General features: G+C 69.5%; 21 protein-coding genes and 4 tRNA genes. 7 read left to right on the top strand and 18 right to left on the bottom strand.

Annotated features, from left to right (window positions below; translation table 11 throughout):
* Window positions 1–14: 14 nt before the first annotated feature.
* From rpsG to ACZ7LK_RS06575, 11 genes are all read right to left on the bottom strand, one after another.
* The gene (rpsG, locus tag ACZ7LK_RS06625) at window positions 15–485 is read right to left on the bottom strand and encodes a 30S ribosomal protein S7 (RefSeq protein ID WP_031076642.1); all 471 of its coding nucleotides are present in this window, start codon (window positions 483–485) and stop codon (window positions 15–17) included.
* A 2-nt stretch (window positions 486–487) separates the two neighbouring features.
* A complete protein-coding gene (gene rpsL, locus ACZ7LK_RS06620; RefSeq protein WP_003948652.1) occupies window positions 488–859 on the bottom strand; it encodes a 30S ribosomal protein S12 in 372 nt (123 codons plus the stop codon).
* 544 nt (window positions 860–1,403) lie between these two features.
* Entirely contained in the window at window positions 1,404–5,303 is a 3,900-nt protein-coding gene (locus tag ACZ7LK_RS06615; RefSeq protein ID WP_392272534.1) for a DNA-directed RNA polymerase subunit beta', read from the bottom strand.
* Window positions 5,304–5,399: 96 nt separating this feature from the next.
* The gene (rpoB, locus tag ACZ7LK_RS06610; protein WP_392272535.1) at window positions 5,400–8,885 is read right to left on the bottom strand and encodes a DNA-directed RNA polymerase subunit beta; all 3,486 of its coding nucleotides are present in this window, start codon (window positions 8,883–8,885) and stop codon (window positions 5,400–5,402) included.
* A gap of 538 nt (window positions 8,886–9,423) precedes the next feature.
* A complete protein-coding gene (gene rplL, locus ACZ7LK_RS06605) occupies window positions 9,424–9,810 on the bottom strand; it encodes a 50S ribosomal protein L7/L12 (protein WP_064069962.1) in 387 nt (128 codons plus the stop codon).
* Between the two features lie 114 nt (window positions 9,811–9,924).
* A complete protein-coding gene (gene rplJ / locus ACZ7LK_RS06600; protein WP_064069963.1) occupies window positions 9,925–10,455 on the bottom strand; it encodes a 50S ribosomal protein L10 in 531 nt (176 codons plus the stop codon).
* A 568-nt stretch (window positions 10,456–11,023) separates the two neighbouring features.
* Window positions 11,024–11,752 (bottom strand): 50S ribosomal protein L1, encoded by a 729-nt coding sequence (gene rplA / locus ACZ7LK_RS06595; RefSeq protein ID WP_392272536.1) that lies wholly within the window; start codon window positions 11,750–11,752, stop codon window positions 11,024–11,026.
* An 80-nt stretch (window positions 11,753–11,832) separates the two neighbouring features.
* Window positions 11,833–12,267: a 50S ribosomal protein L11 gene (gene rplK / locus ACZ7LK_RS06590; RefSeq protein ID WP_392272537.1), complete on the bottom strand. Its 435-nt coding sequence runs from the start codon at window positions 12,265–12,267 to the stop codon at window positions 11,833–11,835.
* Window positions 12,268–12,426: 159 nt separating this feature from the next.
* A complete protein-coding gene (gene nusG / locus ACZ7LK_RS06585) occupies window positions 12,427–13,326 on the bottom strand; it encodes a transcription termination/antitermination protein NusG (RefSeq protein ID WP_471138729.1) in 900 nt (299 codons plus the stop codon).
* A gap of 76 nt (window positions 13,327–13,402) precedes the next feature.
* Window positions 13,403–13,690, bottom strand: coding sequence for a preprotein translocase subunit SecE (gene secE / locus ACZ7LK_RS06580; RefSeq protein WP_392272539.1), 288 nt, complete (start codon window positions 13,688–13,690; stop codon window positions 13,403–13,405).
* A gap of 102 nt (window positions 13,691–13,792) precedes the next feature.
* Window positions 13,793–13,865 (bottom strand) — tRNA-Trp (locus ACZ7LK_RS06575).
* 194 nt (window positions 13,866–14,059) lie between these two features.
* On the opposite strand from ACZ7LK_RS06575, the gene ACZ7LK_RS06570 reads away from it, so the two are divergent.
* Window positions 14,060–15,286, top strand: coding sequence for a pyridoxal phosphate-dependent aminotransferase (locus ACZ7LK_RS06570; RefSeq protein WP_392272540.1), 1,227 nt, complete (start codon window positions 14,060–14,062; stop codon window positions 15,284–15,286).
* A 122-nt stretch (window positions 15,287–15,408) separates the two neighbouring features.
* A complete protein-coding gene (locus ACZ7LK_RS06565) occupies window positions 15,409–16,440 on the top strand; it encodes an adenosine deaminase (protein WP_392272541.1) in 1,032 nt (343 codons plus the stop codon).
* A gap of 25 nt (window positions 16,441–16,465) precedes the next feature.
* On the opposite strand, the gene ACZ7LK_RS06560 is transcribed toward ACZ7LK_RS06565, so the two are convergent.
* The 6 genes from ACZ7LK_RS06560 to ACZ7LK_RS06535 all read right to left on the bottom strand — a co-directional run bounded on the left by ACZ7LK_RS06560 (window position 16,466) and on the right by ACZ7LK_RS06535 (window position 19,048).
* Window positions 16,466–17,521, bottom strand: coding sequence for a UDP-N-acetylmuramate dehydrogenase (locus ACZ7LK_RS06560; RefSeq protein WP_392272542.1), 1,056 nt, complete (start codon window positions 17,519–17,521; stop codon window positions 16,466–16,468).
* Window positions 17,522–17,631: 110 nt separating this feature from the next.
* Window positions 17,632–18,060, bottom strand: coding sequence for a MaoC family dehydratase (locus ACZ7LK_RS06555; protein WP_392272543.1), 429 nt, complete (start codon window positions 18,058–18,060; stop codon window positions 17,632–17,634).
* A gap of 4 nt (window positions 18,061–18,064) precedes the next feature.
* Entirely contained in the window at window positions 18,065–18,520 is a 456-nt protein-coding gene (locus ACZ7LK_RS06550) for an FAS1-like dehydratase domain-containing protein (RefSeq protein WP_392272544.1), read from the bottom strand.
* A gap of 85 nt (window positions 18,521–18,605) precedes the next feature.
* Window positions 18,606–18,770 carry a 50S ribosomal protein L33 gene (gene rpmG / locus ACZ7LK_RS06545; protein ID WP_003948671.1) on the bottom strand — a complete coding sequence of 55 codons (165 nt, stop codon included), beginning with the start codon at window positions 18,768–18,770 and terminating at the stop codon, window positions 18,606–18,608.
* Window positions 18,771–18,858: 88 nt separating this feature from the next.
* Window positions 18,859–18,931, bottom strand: a tRNA-Met gene (locus ACZ7LK_RS06540).
* Between the two features lie 44 nt (window positions 18,932–18,975).
* A tRNA-Thr gene (locus ACZ7LK_RS06535) sits at window positions 18,976–19,048 on the bottom strand.
* Between the two features lie 359 nt (window positions 19,049–19,407).
* Here ACZ7LK_RS06535 and ACZ7LK_RS06530 point away from each other — a divergent pair.
* From ACZ7LK_RS06530 to ACZ7LK_RS06520, 3 genes are read left to right on the top strand one after another with little or no spacing between them, the layout of a single operon-like run.
* Window positions 19,408–20,640 carry an amidohydrolase family protein gene (locus ACZ7LK_RS06530; protein WP_392272545.1) on the top strand — a complete coding sequence of 411 codons (1,233 nt, stop codon included), beginning with the start codon at window positions 19,408–19,410 and terminating at the stop codon, window positions 20,638–20,640.
* A 34-nt stretch (window positions 20,641–20,674) separates the two neighbouring features.
* A complete protein-coding gene (locus ACZ7LK_RS06525) occupies window positions 20,675–21,331 on the top strand; it encodes an SDR family oxidoreductase (protein ID WP_392272546.1) in 657 nt (218 codons plus the stop codon).
* Window positions 21,328–21,828 carry a GyrI-like domain-containing protein gene (locus ACZ7LK_RS06520; protein WP_392272547.1) on the top strand — a complete coding sequence of 167 codons (501 nt, stop codon included), beginning with the start codon at window positions 21,328–21,330 and terminating at the stop codon, window positions 21,826–21,828. Before ACZ7LK_RS06525 ends, ACZ7LK_RS06520 begins: the two co-directional genes overlap by 4 nt.
* Window positions 21,829–21,909: 81 nt before the next feature.
* Here ACZ7LK_RS06520 and ACZ7LK_RS06515 read toward each other — a convergent pair.
* Window positions 21,910–21,991 (bottom strand) — tRNA-Tyr (locus tag ACZ7LK_RS06515).
* 204 nt (window positions 21,992–22,195) lie between these two features.
* Here ACZ7LK_RS06515 and ACZ7LK_RS06510 point away from each other — a divergent pair.
* Window positions 22,196–22,684 (top strand): YajQ family cyclic di-GMP-binding protein, encoded by a 489-nt coding sequence (locus ACZ7LK_RS06510; RefSeq protein ID WP_471138723.1) that lies wholly within the window; start codon window positions 22,196–22,198, stop codon window positions 22,682–22,684.
* A gap of 180 nt (window positions 22,685–22,864) precedes the next feature.
* The gene (locus ACZ7LK_RS06505) at window positions 22,865–23,365 is read left to right on the top strand and encodes a methylated-DNA--[protein]-cysteine S-methyltransferase (protein WP_471138721.1); all 501 of its coding nucleotides are present in this window, start codon (window positions 22,865–22,867) and stop codon (window positions 23,363–23,365) included.
* Window positions 23,366–23,401 lie beyond the last annotated feature (36 nt).

Below are 23,401 nucleotides of genomic sequence, written 5' to 3'. Positions count from 1 at the left end.
GATGTGGGTTGCGACTACCAGCGGTAGTGCGCGAAGGCCTTGTTGGACTCGGCCATCTTGTGCGTGTCCTCACGCTTCTTGACCGAAGCACCGAGGCCGTTGGAGGCGTCGAGGAGCTCGTTCATGAGGCGCTCGGTCATGGTCTTCTCGCGACGGGCGCGGGAGTAACCCACGAGCCAGCGCAGCGCGAGCGTGGAGGCGCGACCGGGCTTGACCTCGATCGGCACCTGGTAGGTGGCGCCACCGACACGGCGGGACTTGACCTCGAGAGACGGCTTCACGTTCTCGAGGGCGCGCTTCAGCGTGATGACCGGGTCGTTGCCGGTCTTCTCGCGGAGGCCTTCCATGGCGCCGTACACGATCCGCTCGGCGGTGGAGCGCTTGCCGTTCAGCAGGATCTTGTTGATGAGCGAGGTCACCAGAGGAGAGCCGTAGACCGGGTCGATGATGACCGGGCGCTTCGGGGCGGGGCCCTTACGAGGCATTCTTACTTCTCCTTCTTGGCGCCGTAGCGGCTGCGGGCCTGCTTGCGGTTCTTGACACCCTGGGTGTCGAGCGAGCCGCGGATGATCTTGTAACGAACACCCGGCAGGTCCTTCACACGGCCACCACGCACGAGCACGATGGAGTGCTCCTGCAGGTTGTGTCCCTCACCCGGGATGTAAGCGGTGACCTCGATCCCGCTGGTCAGACGCACACGCGCGACCTTACGCAGGGCCGAGTTCGGCTTCTTCGGGGTGGTCGTGAACACACGCGTGCAGACGCCGCGGCGCTGAGGGGAACCCTCGAGTGCGGGCGTCTTGTTCTTCTCGACCTTGTCCTGCCGGCCCTTCCGGACCAGCTGCTGGATCGTAGGCACTACTTCTCCGGTTTCTGTGTGCCGTGTAGTAAAGCTAACCTGGAACGTCGCCGACCCACGCGGTCGGGTGTGTCGAATGCTGCGAACTTCCGCCGCACGACGGAATGGGCGCAGATTGCGGTGGCCGATGCTCGACTCGCCGTGCGGTTGAGGACACGCACAGGAGCCCAGGCACACCCCAGGCACAAGGTCTGAGCGTACCTACCTCACGGACTTCGGTCAAAACAAATGCGGACGGCAGCGACACGCCGGATTCGATCATCCCGGATACGACCGATCGTGGCCCGATCTGCTCATTCGGGTCCCCGCGGCCGGAACGTCCGCACCCCGGGCCGTTCCCGCCGGCCCCACCACCGCCCTGAGGGCCTCCCCCGCGCCGTGTGACGCCCGCCCACGCCCTCCGCCGCCTCCACCCGCCCGGGAGGGCGCCCCGCCGCCCGGAGGCGGACGAGGGACCGTACGGAAGACCGCCGGCCCGTACGCCGGAGGGCGGCCACCCCGTGCGCAACGGGGTGACCGCCCTCCGGTCGGTCAAGCGACTCGCTTACTGGTTGTACGGACCGTAGTCGTAGTCCTCCAGCGGAACGGCCTGGCCGGAGCCGGTGCCGAACGGCGAGTAGTCGATGTCGTCGTAGCCGACGGCCGAGTACATGGCGGCCTTGGCCTCCTCGGTCGGCTCGACCCGGATGTTGCGGTAGCGGGACAGGCCCGTACCGGCCGGGATGAGCTTACCGATGATGACGTTCTCCTTGAGGCCGATCAGGGAGTCGGACTTGGCGTTGATCGCCGCGTCCGTCAGGACCCTGGTCGTCTCCTGGAAGGAGGCCGCGGACAGCCACGACTCCGTCGCCAGCGACGCCTTGGTGATACCCATCAGCTGCGGACGGCCGGAGGCGGGGTGACCGCCCTCGGTGACCACACGACGGTTCTCGGACTCGAACTTCGACCGCTCGACCAGCTCGCCCGGCAGGAGCTCCGCGTCGCCGGACTCGATGATCGTCACGCGGCGCAGCATCTGCCGGATGATGATCTCGATGTGCTTGTCGTGGATCGACACGCCCTGCGAGTTGTAGACCTTCTGGACTTCGCCGACCAGGTGGACCTGGACGGCACGCTGGCCGAGGATGCGCAGCACGTCGTGCGGGTTGGTGGCACCCGCGGTGAGCTTCTGGCCCACCTCGACGTGGTCGCCCTCGTGCACCAGGACCTTGGCGCGCTTCGAGATCGGGTAGGCCGTCTCGTCGCTGCCGTCGTCCGGGGTGACGACGATCTTCTTGGTCTTCTCGGTCTCCTCGATCCGCACGCGGCCGGAGGCCTCGGAGATCGGGGCGACACCCTTCGGCGTACGGGCCTCGAAGAGCTCGACGACACGGGGCAGACCCTGGGTGATGTCGTCACCGGCCACACCACCGGTGTGGAAGGTACGCATCGTGAGCTGGGTACCGGGCTCACCGATGGACTGGGCGGCGATGATGCCGACCGCCTCACCGATGTCGACCAGCTTGCCGGTGGCGAGCGAACGGCCGTAGCAGAAGGCACAGGTGCCGACCGCGGACTCACAGGTCAGGACCGAGCGGGTCTTGACCTCCTCGACACCCGCGTTGACCAGGGCGTCGATGAGCACGTCACCCAGGTCGACGTTGGCCGGCGCGATGACCTTGCCGTCGACGACGACGTCCTCGGCGAGCATCCGCGCGTACACGGACGTCTCGACGTCGTCCGCCTTGCGGAGCACGCCCGACTCGTCCTTGGCCGCGATCCGCAGCTTCAGACCGCGCTCGGTGCCGCAGTCCTCCTCGCGGATGATCACGTCCTGCGAGACGTCCACCAGACGACGGGTCAGGTAACCCGAGTCGGCGGTACGCAGGGCGGTGTCGGCGAGACCCTTACGCGCACCGTGCGTGGAGATGAAGTACTCCAGCACGGACAGGCCCTCACGGAACGAGGCCTTGATGGGACGCGGGATGGTCTCGTTCTTGGCGTTCGACACCAGACCACGCATACCGGCGATCTGCCGCATCTGCATCATGTTTCCTCGGGCACCCGAGTCAACCATCATGAAGATGGGGTTCGTCTTGGGGAAGTTCGCGTTCATCGCCTCGGCGACCTCGTTGGTCGCCTTGGTCCAGATCGCGATGAGCTCCTGCGTGCGCTCTTCCTTGGTGATCAGACCGCGCTCGTACTGCTTCTGGACCTTCTCGTCCTGGGCCTCGTAGCCGCGGACGATCTCCTTCTTCGCCTCGGGAACGACGACGTCGGAGATGGCCACGGTGACACCGGAACGGGTCGCCCAGTAGAAGCCGGCCGCCTTCAGGTTGTCGAGCGTCGCCGCCACGATGACCTTGGGGTAGCGCTCGGCGAGGTCGTTGACGATCTCGGAGAGCTGCTTCTTGCCGACCGAGTAGTCGACGAACGGGTAGTCCTCGGGCAGCAGCTCGTTGAAGAGCGCGCGGCCCAGGGTCGTCCGCAGGCGGAACGAGTCACCCTGCTGCCACTCCGGCTCGCCCTCTTCGGCGACCGGCGGGGTCCAGCCACGCGGCGGGACGGTGCCGATCGGGAAGCGGATGTCGACCTTCGCCTGGAGCGAGAGCTCGCCCATGTCGAACGCCATGATCGCTTCGGCGCTGGAGTTGAAGGCGCGGCCCTCGCCCTTGACCTCGCGCTCCTCCTCGTCCGTGGTGAGGAAGAAGAGGCCCAGCACCATGTCCTGGGTCGGCATGGTGACGGGACGGCCGTCGGCCGGCTTGAGGATGTTGTTCGAGGACAGCATCAGGATGCGGGCCTCGGCCTGCGCCTCCGCGGAGAGCGGCAGGTGCACGGCCATCTGGTCACCGTCGAAGTCCGCGTTGAACGCGGTGCAGACGAGCGGGTGGATCTGGATGGCCTTGCCCTCGACGAGCTGCGGCTCGAAGGCCTGGATGCCGAGGCGGTGCAGCGTGGGCGCACGGTTCAGCAGCACCGGGTGCTCGGCGATGACCTCTTCGAGGACGTCGTACACCACGGTGCGGCCGCGCTCGACCATGCGCTTGGCCGACTTGATGTTCTGCGCGTGGTTCAGGTCGACCAGGCGCTTCATCACGAACGGCTTGAAGAGCTCCAGCGCCATGGCCTTGGGCAGACCGCACTGGTGCAGCTTCAGCTGCGGGCCGACGACGATGACGGAACGCGCCGAGTAGTCGACTCGCTTACCGAGCAGGTTCTGACGGAAACGGCCCTGCTTGCCCTTCAGCATGTCGCTGAGGGACTTCAGCGGGCGGTTGCCGGGACCGGTGACCGGGCGACCGCGGCGGCCGTTGTCGAACAGCGCGTCGACGGCCTCCTGGAGCATCCGCTTCTCGTTGTTCACGATGATCTCGGGGGCACCGAGGTCGAGCAGACGCTTCAGACGGTTGTTGCGGTTGATCACACGGCGGTACAGGTCGTTCAGGTCGGAGGTCGCGAAGCGGCCACCGTCGAGCTGCACCATCGGACGCAGGTCCGGCGGGATGACCGGGACGCAGTCCAGGACCATGCCCTTGGGGCTGTTGCTGGTCTGGAGGAACGCCGAGACGACCTTCAGCCGCTTCAGGGCGCGGGTCTTCTTCTGGCCCTTGCCCGTACGGATGATCTCGCGGAGCTTCTCGGCCTCCTCGTCGAGGTCGAAGGACTCCAGGCGCTTCTGCAGCGCCGCGGCACCCATCGACCCGTCGAAGTACGTGCCGAAGCGGTCGCGGAGCTCGCGGTAGAGCAGCTCGTCGCCCTCGAGGTCCTGGACCTTGAGGTTCTTGAAGCGGTTCCACACCTCGTCGAGACGGTCGATCTCGCGCTGGGCGCGGTCACGGAGCTGCTTCATCTCGCGCTCGGCGCCCTCGCGCACCTTGCGGCGCACGTCGGCCTTGGCGCCCTCGGCCTCCAGCTCGGCCAGGTCGGTCTCGAGCTTCTTGGCGCGGGCCTCGAGGTCGGCGTCGCGGCGGTTCTCGATCTGCTGGCGCTCGACGGAGACGTGGGCCTCCAGCGAGGGCAGGTCGCGGGTGCGGCGCTCCTCGTCGACGTACGTGATCATGTACGCCGCGAAGTAGATGACCTTCTCCAGGTCCTTCGGGGCGAGGTCCAGCAGGTAGCCCAGCCGGGACGGGACGCCCTTGAAGTACCAGATGTGGGTGACGGGAGCGGCCAGCTCGATGTGGCCCATCCGCTCACGGCGCACCTTGGCGCGGGTGACCTCGACGCCACACCGCTCACAGATGATGCCCTTGAAGCGGACGCGCTTGTACTTGCCGCAGTAGCACTCCCAGTCCCGGGTCGGGCCGAAGATCTTCTCGCAGAAGAGGCCGTCCTTCTCGGGCTTGAGGGTGCGGTAGTTGATGGTCTCCGGCTTCTTGACCTCGCCGTGGGACCACTGACGGATGTCGTCCGCGGTGGCCAGGCCGATCCGCAGCTCGTCGAAGAAGTTGACGTCGAGCACTATGCGTCAATCCCTCTCAGGGTTTGAGTCTCAATCATGGTCTGTACGGGTCCGGGGCAGGGCCGGGGCCTCACGAGGAGGCCCCGGCCAGACCCGTCAGACCTCTTCGACGCTGCTCGGCTCGCGCCGGGACAGGTCGATACCGAGCTCTTCCGCAGCGCGGAAGACGTCCTCGTCGGTGTCGCGCATCTCGATGGACATGCCGTCCGAGGACAGCACCTCCACGTTGAGGCACAGGGACTGCATCTCCTTGATGAGCACCTTGAAGGACTCGGGGATGCCGGGCTCGGGGATGTTCTCGCCCTTGACGATGGCCTCGTAGACCTTCACGCGGCCGGTGACGTCGTCGGACTTGATGGTCAGCAGCTCCTGGAGGGCGTATGCGGCGCCGTAAGCCTCCAGCGCCCACACCTCCATCTCACCGAAGCGCTGGCCACCGAACTGAGCCTTACCACCCAGCGGCTGCTGGGTGATCATCGAGTACGGACCGGTCGAACGCGCGTGCAGCTTGTCGTCGACCAGGTGGTGGAGCTTGAGGATGTACATGTACCCGACCGAGATCGGGTCCGGGAACGGCTCACCGGAGCGGCCGTCGAACAGGCGCGCCTTACCGGTCGGGAGGACCATGCGGTCCCCGTCGCGGTTCGGGATGGTGTGCTGGAGCAGGCCGGCCAGCTCGTCCTCACGCGCACCGTCGAAGACGGGGGTGGCGACGTTGGTACCGGGCTCCACCTTGTCGGCGCCGATCACCTGGAGACGCTGCGCCCACTCTTCCGCGAGGCCGGAGACGTCCCAGCCGCGGCTGGCGAGCCAGCCGAGGTGGATCTCCAGGACCTGTCCCGGGTTCATTCGGGACGGGACACCCAGCGGGTTGAGGATGATGTCGACCGGGGTGCCGTCCTCCAGGAACGGCATGTCCTCGATCGGCAGGATCTTGGAGATGACACCCTTGTTGCCGTGACGGCCGGCGAGCTTGTCACCGTCGGTGATCTTGCGCTTCTGCGCGACGTACACGCGCACGAGCTGGTTCACACCAGGGGGAAGCTCGTCGCCCTCCTCGCGGTCGAAGACGCGGACGCCGATGACCTTGCCGGTCTCGCCGTGCGGCACCTTCAGCGAGGTGTCACGGACCTCACGGGCCTTCTCACCGAAGATCGCGCGGAGCAGGCGCTCCTCCGGCGTCAGCTCGGTCTCACCCTTGGGCGTGACCTTGCCGACGAGGATGTCGCCGGCGACGACCTCGGCACCGATACGGATGATGCCGCGCTCGTCGAGGTCGGCGAGGACCTCCTCGGAGACGTTCGGGATGTCCCGGGTGATCTCCTCCGGGCCGAGCTTGGTGTCACGGGCGTCGACCTCGTGCTCCTCGATGTGGATCGAGGAGAGGACGTCGTCCTGCACGAGGCGCTGCGACAGGATGATCGCGTCCTCGTAGTTGTGACCCTCCCACGGCATGAACGCGACCAGCAGGTTCTTGCCGAGCGCCATCTCACCGTTCTCGGTGGCGGGGCCGTCGGCGAGGACCTGGCCCTCGATCACCCGGTCGCCCTCGGAGACGACGACCTTCTGGTTGACCGAGGTGCCCTGGTTGGAGCGGGAGAACTTGGCGACGCGGTACGTGGTGTACGTGCCGTCGTCGTTGGCGACGGTGATGTAGTCGGCCGAGACCTCCTGGATCACACCGTCCTTCTCGGCCTTGATGACGTCGCCGGCGTCGGTGGCACAGCGGTACTCCATGCCGGTGCCGACCAGCGGCGCCTCCGCCTTGATGAGCGGAACGGCCTGGCGCATCATGTTCGCGCCCATGAGGGCACGGTTGGCGTCGTCGTGCTCGAGGAACGGGATCATGGCGGTCGCGACCGACACCATCTGGCGCGGCGAGACGTCCATGTAGTCCACGTCGTCGGGCGCGACGTAGTCGACCTCGCCGCCACGGCGGCGGACCAGCACGCGGGCCTCGGCGAACCGGAGCTCGTCGGTCAGCGGCGCGTTGGCCTGGGCGATGACGAAGCGGTCCTCCTCGTCGGCGGTCAGGTAGTCCACCTCGTCGGTGACCTGACCCTCGACGACCTTGCGGTACGGCGTCTCGACGAAGCCGAACGCGTTGACGCGGCCGTACGAGGCGAGCGAACCGATCAGACCGATGTTCGGGCCTTCGGGGGTCTCGATCGGGCACATGCGTCCGTAGTGGGACGGGTGCACGTCTCGGACCTCGAAGCCGGCCCGCTCACGGGACAGACCACCCGGGCCGAGCGCGGACAGACGACGCTTGTGCGTCAGCCCGGACAGCGGGTTGTTCTGGTCCATGAACTGCGACAGCTGGCTGGTGCCGAAGAACTCCTTGATGGAGGCGACGACCGGCCGGATGTTGATCAGGGTCTGCGGCGTGATCGCCTCGACGTCCTGGGTCGTCATGCGCTCGCGGACGACGCGCTCCATCCGGGCCAGACCCGTGCGGACCTGGTTCTGGATGAGCTCGCCGACGTTGCGCAGACGACGGTTGCCGAAGTGGTCGATGTCGTCGGTCTCGACGACGATCTGCGTGCCGTTCTCGCCGACCGTCTCGGTCTCGCCCGCGTGGAGCTTCACCAGGTACTTGATGGTGGCGATGATGTCGTCGGTGGTCAGGACACCGGCGTCCAGCGGCTCGTCGGCGCCGAGCTTCTTGTTCACCTTGTAGCGGCCGACCTTGGCGAGGTCGTAGCGCTTGGGGTTGAAGTAGAGATTCTCGAGCAGCGTCTGAGCGGCCTCGCGCGTCGGCGGCTCACCCGGGCGCAGCTTGCGGTAGATGTCGAGCAGCGCGTCGTCCTGGCCCTGGGTGTGGTCCTTCTCCAGGGTGGCGCGCATGGACTCGTACTCGCCGAACTCCTGGAGGATCTGCTCGGTGGTCCAGCCGAGCGCCTTGAGGAGGACGGTGACGGACTGCTTGCGCTTGCGGTCGATGCGGACACCGACCATGTCGCGCTTGTCGATCTCCATCTCCAGCCAGGCACCCCGGGACGGGATGATCTTGGCGGAGAAGATGTCCTTGTCGGACGTCTTGTCGATGGAGGAGTCGAAGTAGACACCCGGCGAGCGGACGAGCTGCGACACCACGACACGCTCGGTGCCGTTGATGACGAAGGTGCCCTTGTTGGTCATGAGCGGGAAGTCGCCCATGAAGACCGTCTGGGACTTGATCTCGCCGGTCTCGTTGTTGGTGAACTCGGCCGTGACGAAGAGCGGCGCGGCGTACGTGAAGTCGCGCTCCTTGCACTCGTCGATCGAGTTCTTGGGGGGCTCGAAGCGGTGGTCGCGGAAAGTCAGCGACATCGACCCGGAGAAGTCCTCGATCGGCGAGATCTCCTCGAAGATCTCCTCCAGACCGGACTTGGTGGGAACGTCCTGTCCGGATTCCAGAGCCGCCTCGACACGAGCCTTCCACGCGGCGTTGCCGAGCAGCCAGTCAAAGCTCTCGGTCTGCAGCGCGAGGAGGTTCGGAACCTCGAGGGGCTCCTTGATCTTTGCAAAGGAGATGCGCAGCGGGGCGGTGCTTGCGCCGTTGTTCGTATTCGCGGTCGAGGCGTTGCGCGAGGCGGCCAAGAGGGGGTCCTTCCGAGGGCTCGGACTCACTACGCGCGTACCGGTCCCACGCCGGACACGGAGACAGACTTCCTGATGTCAGCCAAAAGGCCAGGTCAGGAGGCTCGGTCAACTGTGCTCTTGCGAGGGTATGCCCCTGGTGACGGGCAGGGGGCAGCTAACAGGCAGCGCAAAGGGTCAGTGTAGCCACTTGGCCCACTGATGTCCAGGGCGAGTAATTCGCGACCCTCGTTGTTCTCAACTCCGCGGCACCTCGCGCCGTTGGCGCACATCGATACTGCCCGTTCGGCCGTCGATCCATGCCTCGGATCCGGATCGTTGACGGCGCGTCCTGAGAATTGCGCGCGACGTGGCGTTCGTCAAGGCCCCCGGCCGAGTGGGGCCCCGAGGGGCGCACGGCGAAGATCACCATACTCCGCGCTGGGCTCAGCGCAAGGCAGGCGTTCCGGCAACGCCGAAGGGCGACCACCCGGATGGGTGATCGCCCTTCTGAGCGCCCTGTGAGGGGCGCTGAGCGAGTCAGGAGACTCGCGAGGTGTTACTTGACCTCGACGGAGGCGCCGGCGGCCTTGAGGGACTCGGCGGCCTTCTCGGCGGCGTCCTTGGCGACCTTCTCGAGGACGGGCTTCGGGGTGCCGTCGACGAGGTCCTTGGCCTCCTTCAGGCCCAGGGAGGTCAGCTCACGCACGACCTTGATGACCTGGATCTTCTTGTCACCGGCGCCGGTGAGGATGACGTCGAACTCGTCCTTCTCCTCGACGGCCTCGGCGGCACCGGCACCGGCGCCACCGGCGGCGGCAACGGCCACGGGGGCGGCGGCGGTGACGTCGAACTTCTCCTCGAACGCCGAAACGAACGCGGCGAGCTCGATGAGGGTCATCTCCTCGAACTGCGCGAGCAGGTCTTCCTGAGACAGCTTCGCCATGATGGCGGTCCTTCCACTAATTCGGCTGGTGCCGGGTGTACATGTGAGGCGGGCGTACGTTGGGCCCGCTGCGACCGTCGCCCCTAGGGGGCCACGATCAATGCGCGAGCCGAATTACTCGGCACCGCCCTGCTCGGCCTGCTTGGCACGGAGCGCGTCCACGGTGCGGACGAGCTTCGAGGGAAGCGCCTGGAAGAGCGCGGCAGCCTGGGACTGCTTGCCCTTCATGGCGCCCGCCAGCTTGGCGAGCAGAACCTCGCGGGACTCGAGGTCCGCAAGCTTCTTGATCTCATCGGCGGACAGCGCCTTGCCGTCAAGGACACCGCCCTTGATGATCAGGTTGGGGTTCTCCTTGGCGAAGTCACGAAGACCCTTCGCCGACGTCACCGGGTCACCGGTGATGAAGGCAACCGCCGTCGGACCAGCGAACTGGTCGTCGAGCGAGGTGATCCCGGCCTCGTTGGCCGCAATCTTGGTCAGCGTGTTCTTCACCACGGCGTACTGGGCGTTCTCACCGAGCGAACGGCGCAGCTGCTTGAGCTGTGCCACGGTGAGACCGCGGTACTCGGTCAGCACGGCGGCGTTCGAGCTGCGGAACTTGTCCGTCAGCTCGGCAACCGCAGCAGACTTGTCGGGCCTCGCCATGAGCCTCGGCCTCCTTCCGGGTGATTCGGACCGCATGGGCTGAAGGAAGGAGACTGGGCAAAACGAAACGCCCCGGCGCAGGCGCACGGGGCGTGACTCGACCGACCGGGCTCCTTGCGGAGCGATGTCGGGAGTTCATCCACAGTCACCTGCGCGGGTCGTCCGCAGCTAGCGGATCCTTCGGCCGCCGCGACTCTGACGAGCGCAGCAACGACCAGCGGTCTTTGGCTTCTGTGGAAGAGTACGGGACCTCCCGGACGTCAAGCAAATCGGCTCCGCCCGACCGCCCCCGCGCCCCGCCCCCGGGAGCCGGCCAGGGCTCCGCAAGGCCCCGGCCGGGCCCTCGGGACCCCTCAGGGCCCGGCCGGGGCCGGGGAGGGGCCGACAAAGGCACCCGGAGGCCCGTCCGGGTCCGAGCAGGCGCCCGGAGGCACGTCCCGGGCCCGCGAGACAGCGGCGGGGGCCTCGGAGGGGCCGAGCCGGGGTGCGGGAACGCGGCCGGCCCCCGCCGCTCCGGAGAGCTGCGGGGGCCGGCTTCAGCACGCGAGACCCGCGACTGCCGTCAGGTTCAGACGGCGGCCGGGTCCTCCTCGACGAGGAGGTTGCGGGTGCGGTTGGCGTCCAGCGGGATGCCGGGGCCCATCGTCGTGGTGAGGGTCGCCTTCTTGATGTAGCGGCCCTTCGCGGCGGACGGCTTCAGACGGAGGATCTCCTCCAGCGCCGCCGCGTAGTTCTCGACCAGCTTCGTCTCGTCGAAGGAAACCTTGCCGATGATGAAGTGCAGGTTCGAGTGCTTGTCGACGCGGAACTCGATCTTGCCGCCCTTGATCTCGTTGACGGCCTTCGCGACATCCATGGTGACGGTGCCGGTCTTCGGGTTCGGCATCAGACCACGCGGGCCGAGGACGCGGCCGAGGCGGCCGACCTTGCCCATGAGGTCCGGGGTGGCGACGACCGCGTCGAACTCGTTCAGGCGGTTGCCCTTGGAGATCTCGTCGATCAGTTCGTCGGAGCCGACGATGTCGGCGCCCGCGGCTTCCGCGGCCGCAGCACGGTCACCGGTCGCGAAGACCAGGACCCGGGCGGTCTTACCGGTGCCGTGCGGAAGGTTCACGGTGCCACGGACCATCTGGTCGGCCTTGCGCGGGTCAACGCCCAGGCGGAAGGCGACCTCGACGGTGCCGTCGAACTTGGTGGCGGCGGTGTCCTTGGCGAGACGGACGGCCTCGAGGGGAGCGTAGTTACGCTCCCGGTCGACCTTGGCGTCCGCGCCGCGGAGTGCCTTGCTGCGCTTCACTGCTTCTCCTGGTGTGGTTCAGGTGTGGAGTCGTGGTCCGGGCCAGCGCGTGGCCCTCCCACAGGTCGTACGGGGGCTGCTCAGCCCTCGACCGTGATGCCCATGGAGCGGGCGGTGCCGGCGATGATCTTCGCGGCGGCGTCCAGGTCGTTGGCGTTGAGGTCGGGCAGCTTGACCGAGGCGATCTCGCGGACCTGGGCGCTCGTGAGCTTGGCGACCTTGGTCTTGTGCGGCTCGCCGGAGCCCTTGTCCACACCCGCGGCCTTGAGGATCAGCTTGGCGGCCGGCGGAGTCTTGGTGATGAAGGTGAAGGAACGGTCCTCGTAGACCGTGATCTCCACCGGCACGACCATGCCACGCTGCGACTCGGTCGCGGCGTTGTAGGCCTTGCAGAACTCCATGATGTTGACGCCGTGCTGACCCAGGGCGGGGCCGACCGGCGGAGCCGGGTTGGCCGCGCCGGCCTGGATCTGGAGCTTGATAAGCCCCGTGACCTTCTTCTTCTTGGGAGGCATTGCTCTCTCCGGGTCCTAGTGAGAGTTTTCAGCCGCCATCCGACGTCATCCGGATGGAGGCATACCGCACAACGATAACGGGTATCCATGCGCGGCCAAAAACCGAGCAGGTCAGAACGGGCGTCAAGCCCGGTCTGACCTGTTCGGAAACCTATGGGATCAGTTCTTCTGGATCTGGTCGAAGCTCAGCTCGACCGGGGTCTCGCGGCCGAAGATCTCGACGAGGCCCTTGACCTTCTTCGAGTCGGCGTTGATCTCGTTGATCGTGGCCTGGAGGGTGGCGAACGGGCCGTCCGTGACGGTGACCGAGTCGCCGACCTCGAAGTCCAGCACCTGGACCTCGACCTTGCGGGCCGGAGCCGGCTTGCCCTCGGCCTCGGCGGCCTCGCGGGCGGCCTTCTCCTCGGCCTCGGGGGCGAGCATCTTGACGATCTCGTCCAGCGTCAGCGGGTACGGGTCGTAGGCGTTGCCCACGAAGCCGGTGACACCGGGGGTGTTGCGGACGACGCCCCAGGACTCGTTCGTCAGGTCCATGCGGACGAGCACGTAACCGGGCAGCTTGTTCTGCCGGACGTTCTTGCGCTCGCCGTTCTTGATCTGGACGATCTCTTCCTCGGGGACCTCGGCCTGGTAGATGAAGTCCTCGACGTTCAGCGAGACGGCACGCTGCTCCAGGTTGGCCTTCACGCGCTTCTCGTAGCCCGCGTAGGTGTGGATGACGTACCACTCGCCGGGCAGACCGCGCAGCTCGTCGCGGAGCGCGGCGACCGGGTCGACCGGAGCCGCCGGCTCCTCCTCGGCCCCGCCGTCCTCGTCCTCGTCCTCGACCTCGGCCTCGACCTCGTCCGTGGCGGCGTCGGCCTCGGCGGGCTCGCCCTCCTCGACGGTCAGGTCGGCCTCGAGGGGCTCCTCGTCCGCGCCCTCGGCCTCGAGGCGGAGCGCGGCCTCTTCGGCGGCCTCGCCGACAGCGGCGTCCGCAGCTTCCGCCTGGTCCTCGTCGGCCGCCTCGACGACGTCGAGCTCGTCCTGGGCGGACTCGTTCAGGTTCGGGTCAGACACGGTGGCTGCTTCTTCCTGGATACAGATGGGGTGGAACATGCGAAAAGGGGCGCCGGGGTGGGCGCCCTCCGCGGGATCAGCCGAAGACGTACTTGACTGCTTCCTGGAAGCCGAAGTCAATCACGGTCACCAGACCGATCATGATCACGACGAAGACGATGACGACGGTCGTGTACGTCGTCAGCTGGCCGCGAGTCGGCCACACGACCTTGCGCAGCTCGGCGACGATCTGCCGGTAGAAGAGCGCGAGACGGCCCAGCGGGCCCTTCTTTCCGCGCTTGCCGCCCTTGCGGCCCTTCTTCTTCGACTCCTGTGCTTCGTCCTCGGCATCAGGCATGTCGATGGAGCCTACGGCATCCGTCACGTCTCTCACCTGATTCCGGGTCGGCCGTGCCGCGCCCGGGTGGAGCCGCACGGCGGTGCAATGAAGTACATACCTGCGCACACAACCTGGCGGTGTGTGTAGCAGGGCCGGAGGGACTTGAACCCCCAACCGCCGGTTTTGGAGACCGGTGCTCTACCAATTGAGCTACGACCCTCTGTCGTTCTCCCCCAACCTACCGCATCCCAGGAGGTGGTCGGTGAGGGCCAACGAGCAGAGAGTGTACGTGGTCAGCGGCGCCGCGTCGAACAGAAAGCTCCTGACACGGCCCGCGCACCCCGCTTCCGTCCCGCCGTCCGCACGCCGGAACGCGCGTGCCGCGCCCTTTACGGGTCTGGGACCATGGGCCGCATGAGCGCTGCAACCCCTCCCACCGAGCGCCGGGTCTCCGCCCGAGTCGGCGCGATCTCCGAGTCCGCGACCCTCGCCGTGGACGCCAAGGCCAAGGCCCTCAAGGCCGCCGGGCGTCCGGTGATCGGCTTCGGCGCGGGTGAGCCCGACTTCCCGACCCCCGACTACATCGTCGAGGCCGCGGTCGAGGCCTGCCGCAACCCGAAGTACCACCGCTACACGCCGGCCGGGGGCCTGCCCGAGCTGAAGGCCGCCATCGCGGCCAAGACGCTGCGGGACTCCGGTTACGAGGTCGACGCCTCCCAGGTGCTGGTGACCAACGGCGGCAAGCAGGCGATCTACGAGGCGTTCGCCGCCATCCTGGACCCGGGCGACGAGGTCATCGTCCCGGCCCCGTACTGGACGACGTACCCCGAGTCGATCCGGCTCGCGGGCGGCGTCCCGGTGGAGGTGGTCGCCGACGAGACCACCGGCTACCGGGTGTCCGTGGAGCAGCTCGAGGCGGCCCGCACCGAGCGGACGAAGGTGGTCCTGTTCGTCTCGCCGTCCAACCCGACCGGCGCGGTCTACACCGAGGCCGACGCCGAGGCCATCGGCCGCTGGGCCGTGGAGCACGGCCTGTGGGTGATGACCGACGAGATCTACGAGCACCTGGTGTACGGCGACGCCACGTTCACCTCGCTGCCGGCGATCCTGCCGGAGCTGCGGGACAAGTGCGTCGTGGTCAACGGCGTCGCCAAGACGTACGCCATGACCGGCTGGCGCGTGGGGTGGATCATCGGCCCGAAGGACGTGGTGAAGGCCGCGACGAACCTCCAGTCGCACGCCACCTCCAACGTGTCGAACGTCGCACAGGCCGCCGCGCTGGCCGCCGTCTCGGGCAGCCTGGACGCGGTGGCTCGGATGCGGGCCGCGTTCGACCGCCGCCGCCAGACCATGGTGCGGATGCTCAACGAGATCGAGGGCGTCTACTGCCCGACCCCGGAGGGCGCCTTCTACGCGTACCCGTCCGTGAAGGGGCTGCTGGGCAAGGAGATCCGCGGCAAGCGTCCGCGGACGTCCGTGGAGCTGGCCGCGCTGATCCTGGACGAGGCCGAGGTGGCGGTCGTCCCGGGCGAGGCGTTCGGCACGCCGGGCTACCTGCGGCTGTCGTACGCGCTGGGCGACCAGGATCTGGTCGAGGGTGTGTCGCGGATGCAGAAGCTGCTGGCGGAAGCGCGCGACTGAGGCGTACGGGCACGAAGGCGAAGCGGGCTCCGGACTCACCGGGGCCCGCTTTTCCGTTCCCCGGGGCACCCGATCGGTGAAAGGGTCTCCCGCGCGGGCGGCGGTTTTGGCAAGATCCCTCAATGGAGCACGTACGAGACCTGCGGCTGTTGCCCAAAGCCCATCTGCACCTGCACTTCACCGGGTCGATGCGGCCCGGGACCCTGCTGGAGCTCGCCGACAAGTACGGCGTCCATCTGCCCGAGGCGCTGACCGGCGGCGAGCCGCCGCAGCTACGGGCCACCGACGAGCGGGGCTGGTTCCGCTTCCAGCGGCTGTACGACATCGCCCGGTCCTGCCTCCGGGAGCCCGAGGACATCCGGCGGCTGGTGCGCGAGACGGCCGAGGAGGACGTCAGGGACGGGTCGGGGTGGCTGGAGATCCAGGTGGACCCGACCTCGTACGCCCCTCGTCTGGGGGGTCTGATCCCGGCGCTGGAGATCATCCTGGACGCGGTGGAGAGCGCCTCCCGGGAGACGGGGCTCGGGATGCGGGTCCTGGTGGCCGCGAACCGGATGAAGCACCCGCTGGACGCCCGTACGCTCGCCCGGCTCGCGGTGCGTTACGCGGACCGGGGCGTGGTGGGGTTCGGGCTGTCCAACGACGAGCGGCGCGGGATGGCGCGGGACTTCGACCGGGCGTTCGCGATCGCGCGGGAGGGCGGGCTGCTGGCCGTCCCGCACGGGGGCGAGCTGACGGGTCCGGCGTCCGTGCGGGACTGCCTGGACGACCTGCGGGCGGCGCGCGTCGGGCACGGGGTGCGGGCGGCGGAGGACCCGCGGCTGCTGCGCCGGCTGGCCGAGAAGGGCGTGACGTGCGAGGTGTGCCCGGCGTCGAACGTGGCGCTGGGGGTCTACGAGAAGCACGGGGACGTGCCGCTGCGCACGCTCTTCGAGGCGGGGGTGCCGATGGCCCTGGGCGCGGACGACCCGCTGCTCTTCGGGTCGCGGCTGGCGGCGCAGTACGAGATCGCGCGCGTGCACCACGCGTTCACCGACGGCGAACTGGCGGAGCTGGCCCGCCAGTCCATCCGCGGCTCGGCCGCCCCCGAGGGCGTCAGGGCGAAGCTGCTGGCGGGCGTCGACGACTGGCTGGCGGACGTCCCGGGCGCCTGAGCCGCCCGGGGGGGCGTCCGCCGGGTCAGAGGGAGACGCCGACCATGACCGGTTCGTTGACGAGGGTGATGCCGAAGGCGTCGCGCACACCGGCGACGACTTCGCGGGCGAGGGCCAGGAGGTCCTCGGTGGTGGCGTCGCCGCGGTTGGTCAGGGCCAGGGTGTGCTTGGTGGAGATGCGGGCGGGGCCGGTGCCGTAGCCCTTGGTGAAGCCCGCCCGGTCGATCAGCCAGGCCGCCGAGGTCTTGACCCTGCCGTCGGCGGCCGGGAAGGCGGGCGGGGTGACGTCCGGGCCGAGGCGGTCGTGGACGCGGCCGAGGAACTCCTCGTACTGCCGCTGCTCCAGGATCGGGTTGGTGAAGAAGGAGCCGGCCGACCAGGTGTCGTGGTCCTCGGGGTCCAGGACCATGCCCTTGCCGGCGCGGAGGCCGAGCACCGTCTCGCGGGCGGTGGCGGCCGGGACGCGGTCGCCGGGCTCCACGCCGAGGACGCGGGCCGTCTCGGCGTACCGGACGGGGGCGCTCAGGCCCTGGGCGTCCTCCAGCTCGAAGCGGACGCGGAGCACGACGAACCGGTCGGGTTCGGCCTTGAAGCGGCTGTGGCGGTACGAGAAGTCGCACGCGGCGTTCGGGAGGGTCACCGTCTCGCCGGCGCGGCGGTCGTAGGCCACGACCTCCGTGATGGTGGACGAGACCTCCTGGCCGTACGCCCCCACGTTCTGGATCGGGGTGGCGCCGGCCGAGCCGGGGATCCCGGCCAGGCACTCGATGCCGGCCAGTCCGGCCTCCACCGTGCGGGCCACGGCGTCCGTCCAGACCTCGCCGGCCGCCAGCTCCAGTCGCGTGCCGTCCAGGACGAAGCCCCGGGTGGCGATGCGCAGGGCGGTGCCGTCGAAGCCCTTGTCGCCGATCACCAGGTTGGACCCGCCGCCGATGAGCAGCAGCGGGGTCCCGGTCCGGTCCGCCTCGCGCACGACGGCGACGACCTCGTCGTCGGTCGTGGCCGTGACGAGCCGCACGGCGGGGCCGCCGAGCCGGAAGGTGGTCAACGGGGCGAGGGGGGCGTCATGAAGTTCCTGCACGCGCCCAAGCCTACGGTGCGGTGCCGCCGCCCCCGGCGGCAGCGGGTGCGGGGGGCGCGGTGCGCCGGGGGCCGCGGCGGCGGGGCCACCGCGGCACCCCGGGTGTCCGGTCAGGCGAGCCGTACGACCGCGCGGGACATGCCCAGCACCTTCTGGCCGGCGCTCATGGCGGTCAGGTCGACGCGCACCCGGTTGTCGTCCAGCTTGGCGGCGACCTTGCCGCTGACCTCGATCAGCGCGCCCGTGTCGTCGTTGGGCACGACGACCGGCTTGGTGAACCGGACCCCGTACTCGACGACGGCCGCCGGGTCGCCGGTCCAGTCGGTCACCACGCGGATCGCCTCGGCCATGGTGAACATGCCGTGTGCGATGACGTCCGGCAGCCCGACCTCCTTGGCGAACTTCTCGTTCCAGTGGATCGGGTTGAAGTCCCCGGAGGCACCCGCGTAGCGCACCAGCGTGGCGCGCGTCACGGGGAAGCTCTGCGCCGGCAGCTCGGTGCCGACCTCGACCTCGTCGTACGCGATCTTCGCGGTCATGGTCTCAGGCCTCCTCTGCGACGGCGCGGGCGACGAGCTTGGTCCAGGCGGTCACCACGTGCTCGCCGGCCTCGTCGTGGACCTCGCCGCGGACGTCCAGGATGTCGTTGCCGGCGAGGGACTTGATCGCCTCGATGGTCGAGGTGACCGTCAGCCGGTCCCCCGCCCGTACCGGCCGGGTGTAGGCGAACTTCTGGTCGCCGTGCACCACCCGGCTGTAGTCCAGCCCGAGCTGCGGGTCGGCGATCACCTCGCCCGCGGCCTTGAACGTGATGGCGAACACGAAGGTCGGCGGCGCGATCACGTCCGGGTGGCCGAGCGCCTTGGCGGCCTCGGTGTCGGTGTACGCCGGATTCGCGTCCCCGACCGCCTCGGCGAATTCGCGGATCTTCTCCCGGCCGACCTCGTACGGCGCGGTGGGCGGATAGGTCCGCCCCACGAAGGACTGATCGAGCGCCATGAACTCGCTACCTCCCTGGATGGGTCTTCGAACAAACGACACGAGGCCGCCCCCTGACGGGGACGGCCTCGTGTACGAGCCTGATTCAGCGCGTTTCGCGGTGCGCGGTGTGCGCGTTGCAGCGCGGGCAGTGCTTCTTCATCTCAAGACGGTCCGGGTTGTTACGCCGGTTCTTCTTGGTGATGTAGTTCCGCTCCTTGCACTCCACGCAGGCCAGCGTGATCTTCGGGCGGACGTCGGTGGCAGCCACGTGAGTGCTCCTTGGACGGACGTTGGACGGATGAACGCATAAAAGAGTAGCCGATCGAAGGACCGACCCCACAATCGGCTACTGTGTGTAGCGGTGACCGGACTTGAACCGGTGACACAGCGATTATGAGCCGCTTGCTCTACCGACTGAGCTACACCGCTTTGATACGGAGTCCCTCACCCGAAGGTGAGGGCTACCGCACCAGAGCCCCAATACGGAATCGAACCGTAGACCTTCTCCTTACCATGGAGACGCTCTGCCGACTGAGCTATTGGGGCGAGCGATGAAGACATTACACGGTCGGCCGCCGTTCGCCCAAATCCGATTCCCGGCGGCTGCCCGGCCCCGTCCCGGACCCACCCCGGACCCACCCCGGACCCCCTTCCCGGGGGGCCGGGAGGCCTTCCGGGAAGGGGGTCCTGACGTCTCGCCGTCCACACCGGCATCCACGTCACACGCGCCACGCGTGCCCCGCGCCGGTACGACTATTCGGCTCCTCCTCGATGCCCGGTCGGACCGCCCCTAGGCTCGCCTCACGCTGTGTGATCGCACCAGTACATCCGCACGCCCCCAGGCCCGGCAGCCCCGCCACGGACCGCGCCCGAGCCACCGAGCCCCCGAGCCCGTCAGGAGCCCGATGTCCTCCGACAGCCAGCAGCCGCAGCCGCCCGAGGGCGCCACCGCCGACACCACCGCCCTGCTGCTGTGCGGCGCCCGTCTCACCGACGGCCGGACCGTCGACGTACGGCTCGCCGGCGGGCGCATCGAAGCCGTGGGCACCGCGGGCAGCCTGCCCGCCCACGGAGCCCGCGTCGACCTGGCCGGCTACCTGCTGCTGCCCGCCCCCGCCGAGCCGCACGGACACGCCGACACCGCGCTCAGCGCCGACGGCCCCGGCCCCGTGTCGTACGCCACCGAGGACGTCCAGCGGCGCGCCACCGAGGCCGCGCTGCTCCAGGTCGGGCACGGCGCCACCGCGCTGCGCGCCCATGTGCGCATCGGCGACGTCCAGGGGCTCGGCCCGCTGGAGGCGGTCCTCCAGGCACGGCGGTCGCTGCGCGGACTGGCGGACCTGACGGCGGTGGCCGTGCCGCGGCTGCTGACCGGGGTCGCGGGGGCGGACGGGCTGGCGATGCTGCGCGACGCGGTGAAGATGGGCGCCGGCGTGGTGGGCGGCCGCCCGGACCTGGACCCGGACCCGGCCGGGTACGCGGAGGCCGTGCTGGAGGTGGCGGCCGAGCACGGCTGCGCGGTCGACCTGCACACCGACGGGGACGACCCGGCGCGCCTCGCGCGGCTGGCGGCCATGGCGGGCGGGCTGCGGCCGGGGGTCACCATCGGCCCGTGCGGGGCGCTGGGGCGCCTCCCGGGGGACGCCGCGGGGCGGGCGGCCGACCAGCTCGCGGCGGCCGGGGTGGCGGTGGTGTGCCTGCCGCAGGGCGGCTGCGGCGGTACGGAGGTCAGGGGCGTGGCGCCGGTGCGGCTGCTGCGGGCGGCCGGGGTGCGGGTGGCGGCCGGGAGCGGGGCGCTGCGGGACGTGGCCAACCCGGTGGGGCGGGGCGATCCGCTGGAGGCGGCGTACCTGCTGGCCTCCCAGGGCGGGTTGGGCCCGACGGAGGCGTACCGGGCGGTGAGCGGAGCCGCGCGGGAGGCGATGGGGCTGCCCGCGGTGCGGGTGGAGGCGGGGTTCCCGGCGGAGCTGCTGGCGGTGCGCGGGGAGCGGCTGTCGGGCGTACTGTCGCTGGCGTACAGCCGGATCGTGGTGCACCGCGGCCGGGTGGTGGCGCGGACCAGCGCGGTGCGGGAGTACTGCGACTCGGCGGCGGCACTCGAACTGCCGCGCCAGGGACGGCCGGACGCCCGTCCGTGAGCGCTTTGCGGCCCGGCGTCGTACGGTCGGGAGCATGCGCATTGTCATCGCTGGAGGACACGGTCAGATCGCCCTGCGGCTGGAGCGGCTGCTCTCGGCGGGCGGGCACGAGGTCGCGGGCATCATCCGCAACCCGGAACAGGCGGACGCCCTGCGCGATGCGGGGGCGGAACCGGTCGTGATGGACCTGGAGTCCGTGACCGTGGAGGCGGTCGCGGGGGCCCTGTCGGGCGCCGACGCGGTGGTCTTCGCGGCGGGCGCCGGCCCGGGCAGCGGCGTCGAGCGCAAGGCCACCGTGGACCGGGGCGCGGCGGTCCTGTGCGCGGACGCGGCGGAGCGGGCGGGAGCGCGGCGCTACGTGGTGGTGTCGTCGATGGGCGCCGACGCGGACCGCGCCGGGGACGAGGTCTTCGACGCGTACCTGCGGGCGAAGGGCGCGGCGGACGACCACGTACGGGCCAAGCGGGGTCTGGACTGGACGATCCTCAGGCCCGGCATGCTGACGAACGACGCGGGCACCGGGCTGGTCCGGCTGGAGGCGTCGACCGGGCGCGGGCCGGTGCCGCGCGACGACGTGGCGGCGGTGCTGGCCGAGCTGGTGGAGACGCCGGCGACGGCGGGGCTGACGCTGGAGCTGGTCAGCGGGTCGGTGCCGGTCTCGGTCGCGGTGAAGGCCGTCGCGGGCGAATGATGTTCCCCGAACCGGTCGTGGTGGAACGGCCCGAGCGGCCGTACGTCTTCATGCGCCGGTCCGTGACGGCGGAGGGGTTCGCGGAGATCGCCGACCGGCTGCCGGAGCTGGTGGGGTGGCTGGCGGCCCGGGGCATCGAGCGCGCGGGCGCGCCCTTCTTCCGCTTCACGACGGTGGACCCGGCGGGCGAGACCGTCGTCGAGGCCGGCGTTCCGGTCGTGCCGCCGGTGCCCGATCCGGAGGGCGACATCGGTGTGGCGCTGCTCCCGGCCGGCCGCTACGCCACGCTCACCCGCACCGGCCATCCCGACGGGCTGCCCGCCGCGGCGGCCGCGCTGCGCCAGTGGGCCGGCGAGCGGGGGCTGGAGTGGGACATGCGGGTGGTGGACGGCGTCGAGCGCTGGGGCTGCCGGACCGAGTCCTACCGCACGGACCCGCGCGTGGAGCCGGACCCGTCGAAGTGGGAGATCGAGCTGGCCTTCCGGCTGGCCGACTGAACCGCCGGACGTCGGAGGCGTTCCGCGCGTACGAGAACGGCCCCTGATCGCGTTTCCGCAGATCAGGGGCCGTTCATCGCGTGGCGGCGCCAGGATTCGAACCTGGGTAGGCTAAGCCGACGGATTTACAGTCCGCTCCCATTGGCCACTCGGGCACACCGCCATGGGATGTCGCGAGGGGCGTGACCGCTTTTCGGCGGTGCTCCTCGGCAACGACGTAAACGATACCTGATGCCCGGGGGTGCTCCGCCACCGGATTGATCAGCACTCGTGGCGGGTGGCATGGCTAGGCTTTGCGGTGGCGGTCCGGCGAGCCCGGACGTACCTCTACGCACCCCTACGCACGCGACCCAAGGAGCCACAGGACATGGCCGACTCCAGTTTCGACATCGTCTCGAAGGTCGAGCGGCAGGAGGTCGACAACGCCCTCAACCAGGCGGCGAAGGAGATCTCGCAGCGCTACGACTTCAAGAACGTCGGGGCCTCCATCGCCTGGTCCGGCGAGAAGATCCTGATGCAGGCGAACTCCGAGGAGCGGGTGAAGGCCATCCTCGACGTGTTCGAGTCCAAGCTGATCAAGCGCGGTATCTCGCTGAAGTCGCTGGCCGCCGGTGAGCCGCAGCTCTCCGGCAAGGAGTACAAGATCTTCGCCTCGATCGAGGAGGGCATCTCCCAGGAGAACGCCAAGAAGGTGGCGAAGATCATCCGCGACGAGGGCCCCAAGGGCGTCAAGGCGCAGGTGCAGGGCGACGAGCTGCGGGTCAGCTCCAAGAGCCGGGACGACCTCCAGGCCGTGATCGCGCTGCTGAAGGGGCAGGACTTCGACTTCGCCCTCCAGTTCGTGAACTACCGGTAGGACCGGGGCGCCGGCGGCCCGGACAGCGGGCGGATCGGGGGCGGACGCGGCTGCGGCCGGTCCGCCCCCGCCCCTGTGCGGGGCCGGCGGGCCGGCGCACCGTCGTGTCCGAATCCCGCCAGCCCCGGGGGCGGGGCGGACCCAGACTGGTGGCGGGGACGCGAGGGAAGGGAACGGATCATGACGCTGTACGCGTACGTCGACGGCCCGCTGGGCGAGATGCTGCTGACCGGCGAGGAGTCCGCGGACGGCGGCCGGACCGCGCTCGCCTCGCTCTCCCTGCCCGGTCAGAAGGGCGGGGCCGTCGTGCGCGAGGGCTGGCGGCACGCGCCCGGGGCGTTCGAGGACGTGGCGGAGCAGCTACGGGCCTATTTCGCGGGCGGGCTGACCCGCTTCGACCTGGTGTACGCCGACGCCGGCACCCCGTTCCAGCGGCGGGTGTGGCGGGCGCTGGAGGAGGTCCCGTACGGCACGACCGTGACGTACGGCGAGATCGCGGCGCGCGTCGGGTCGCCGGGCGTGGGCGTGCGGGCGGTGGGGACCGCGATCGGGCGCAACCCGCTGCTGGTGGTGCGGCCCTGCCACCGGGTGATCGGCGCGGACGGGGCGCTGCGCGGGTACGCCGGGGGTCTGGAGCGCAAGGAGCGGCTGCTGGGGCTGGAAGGCGCGCTCGTACGGTGACGGACGGACTGTTCGCCCTGGGAGACGTCGAGAGCC

This window comes from Streptomyces sp. NPDC039423, assembly GCF_055598725.1.
Note: the sequence above shows the minus strand (reverse complement) of the source record. Positions and strands in the feature narration are given on the sequence as shown.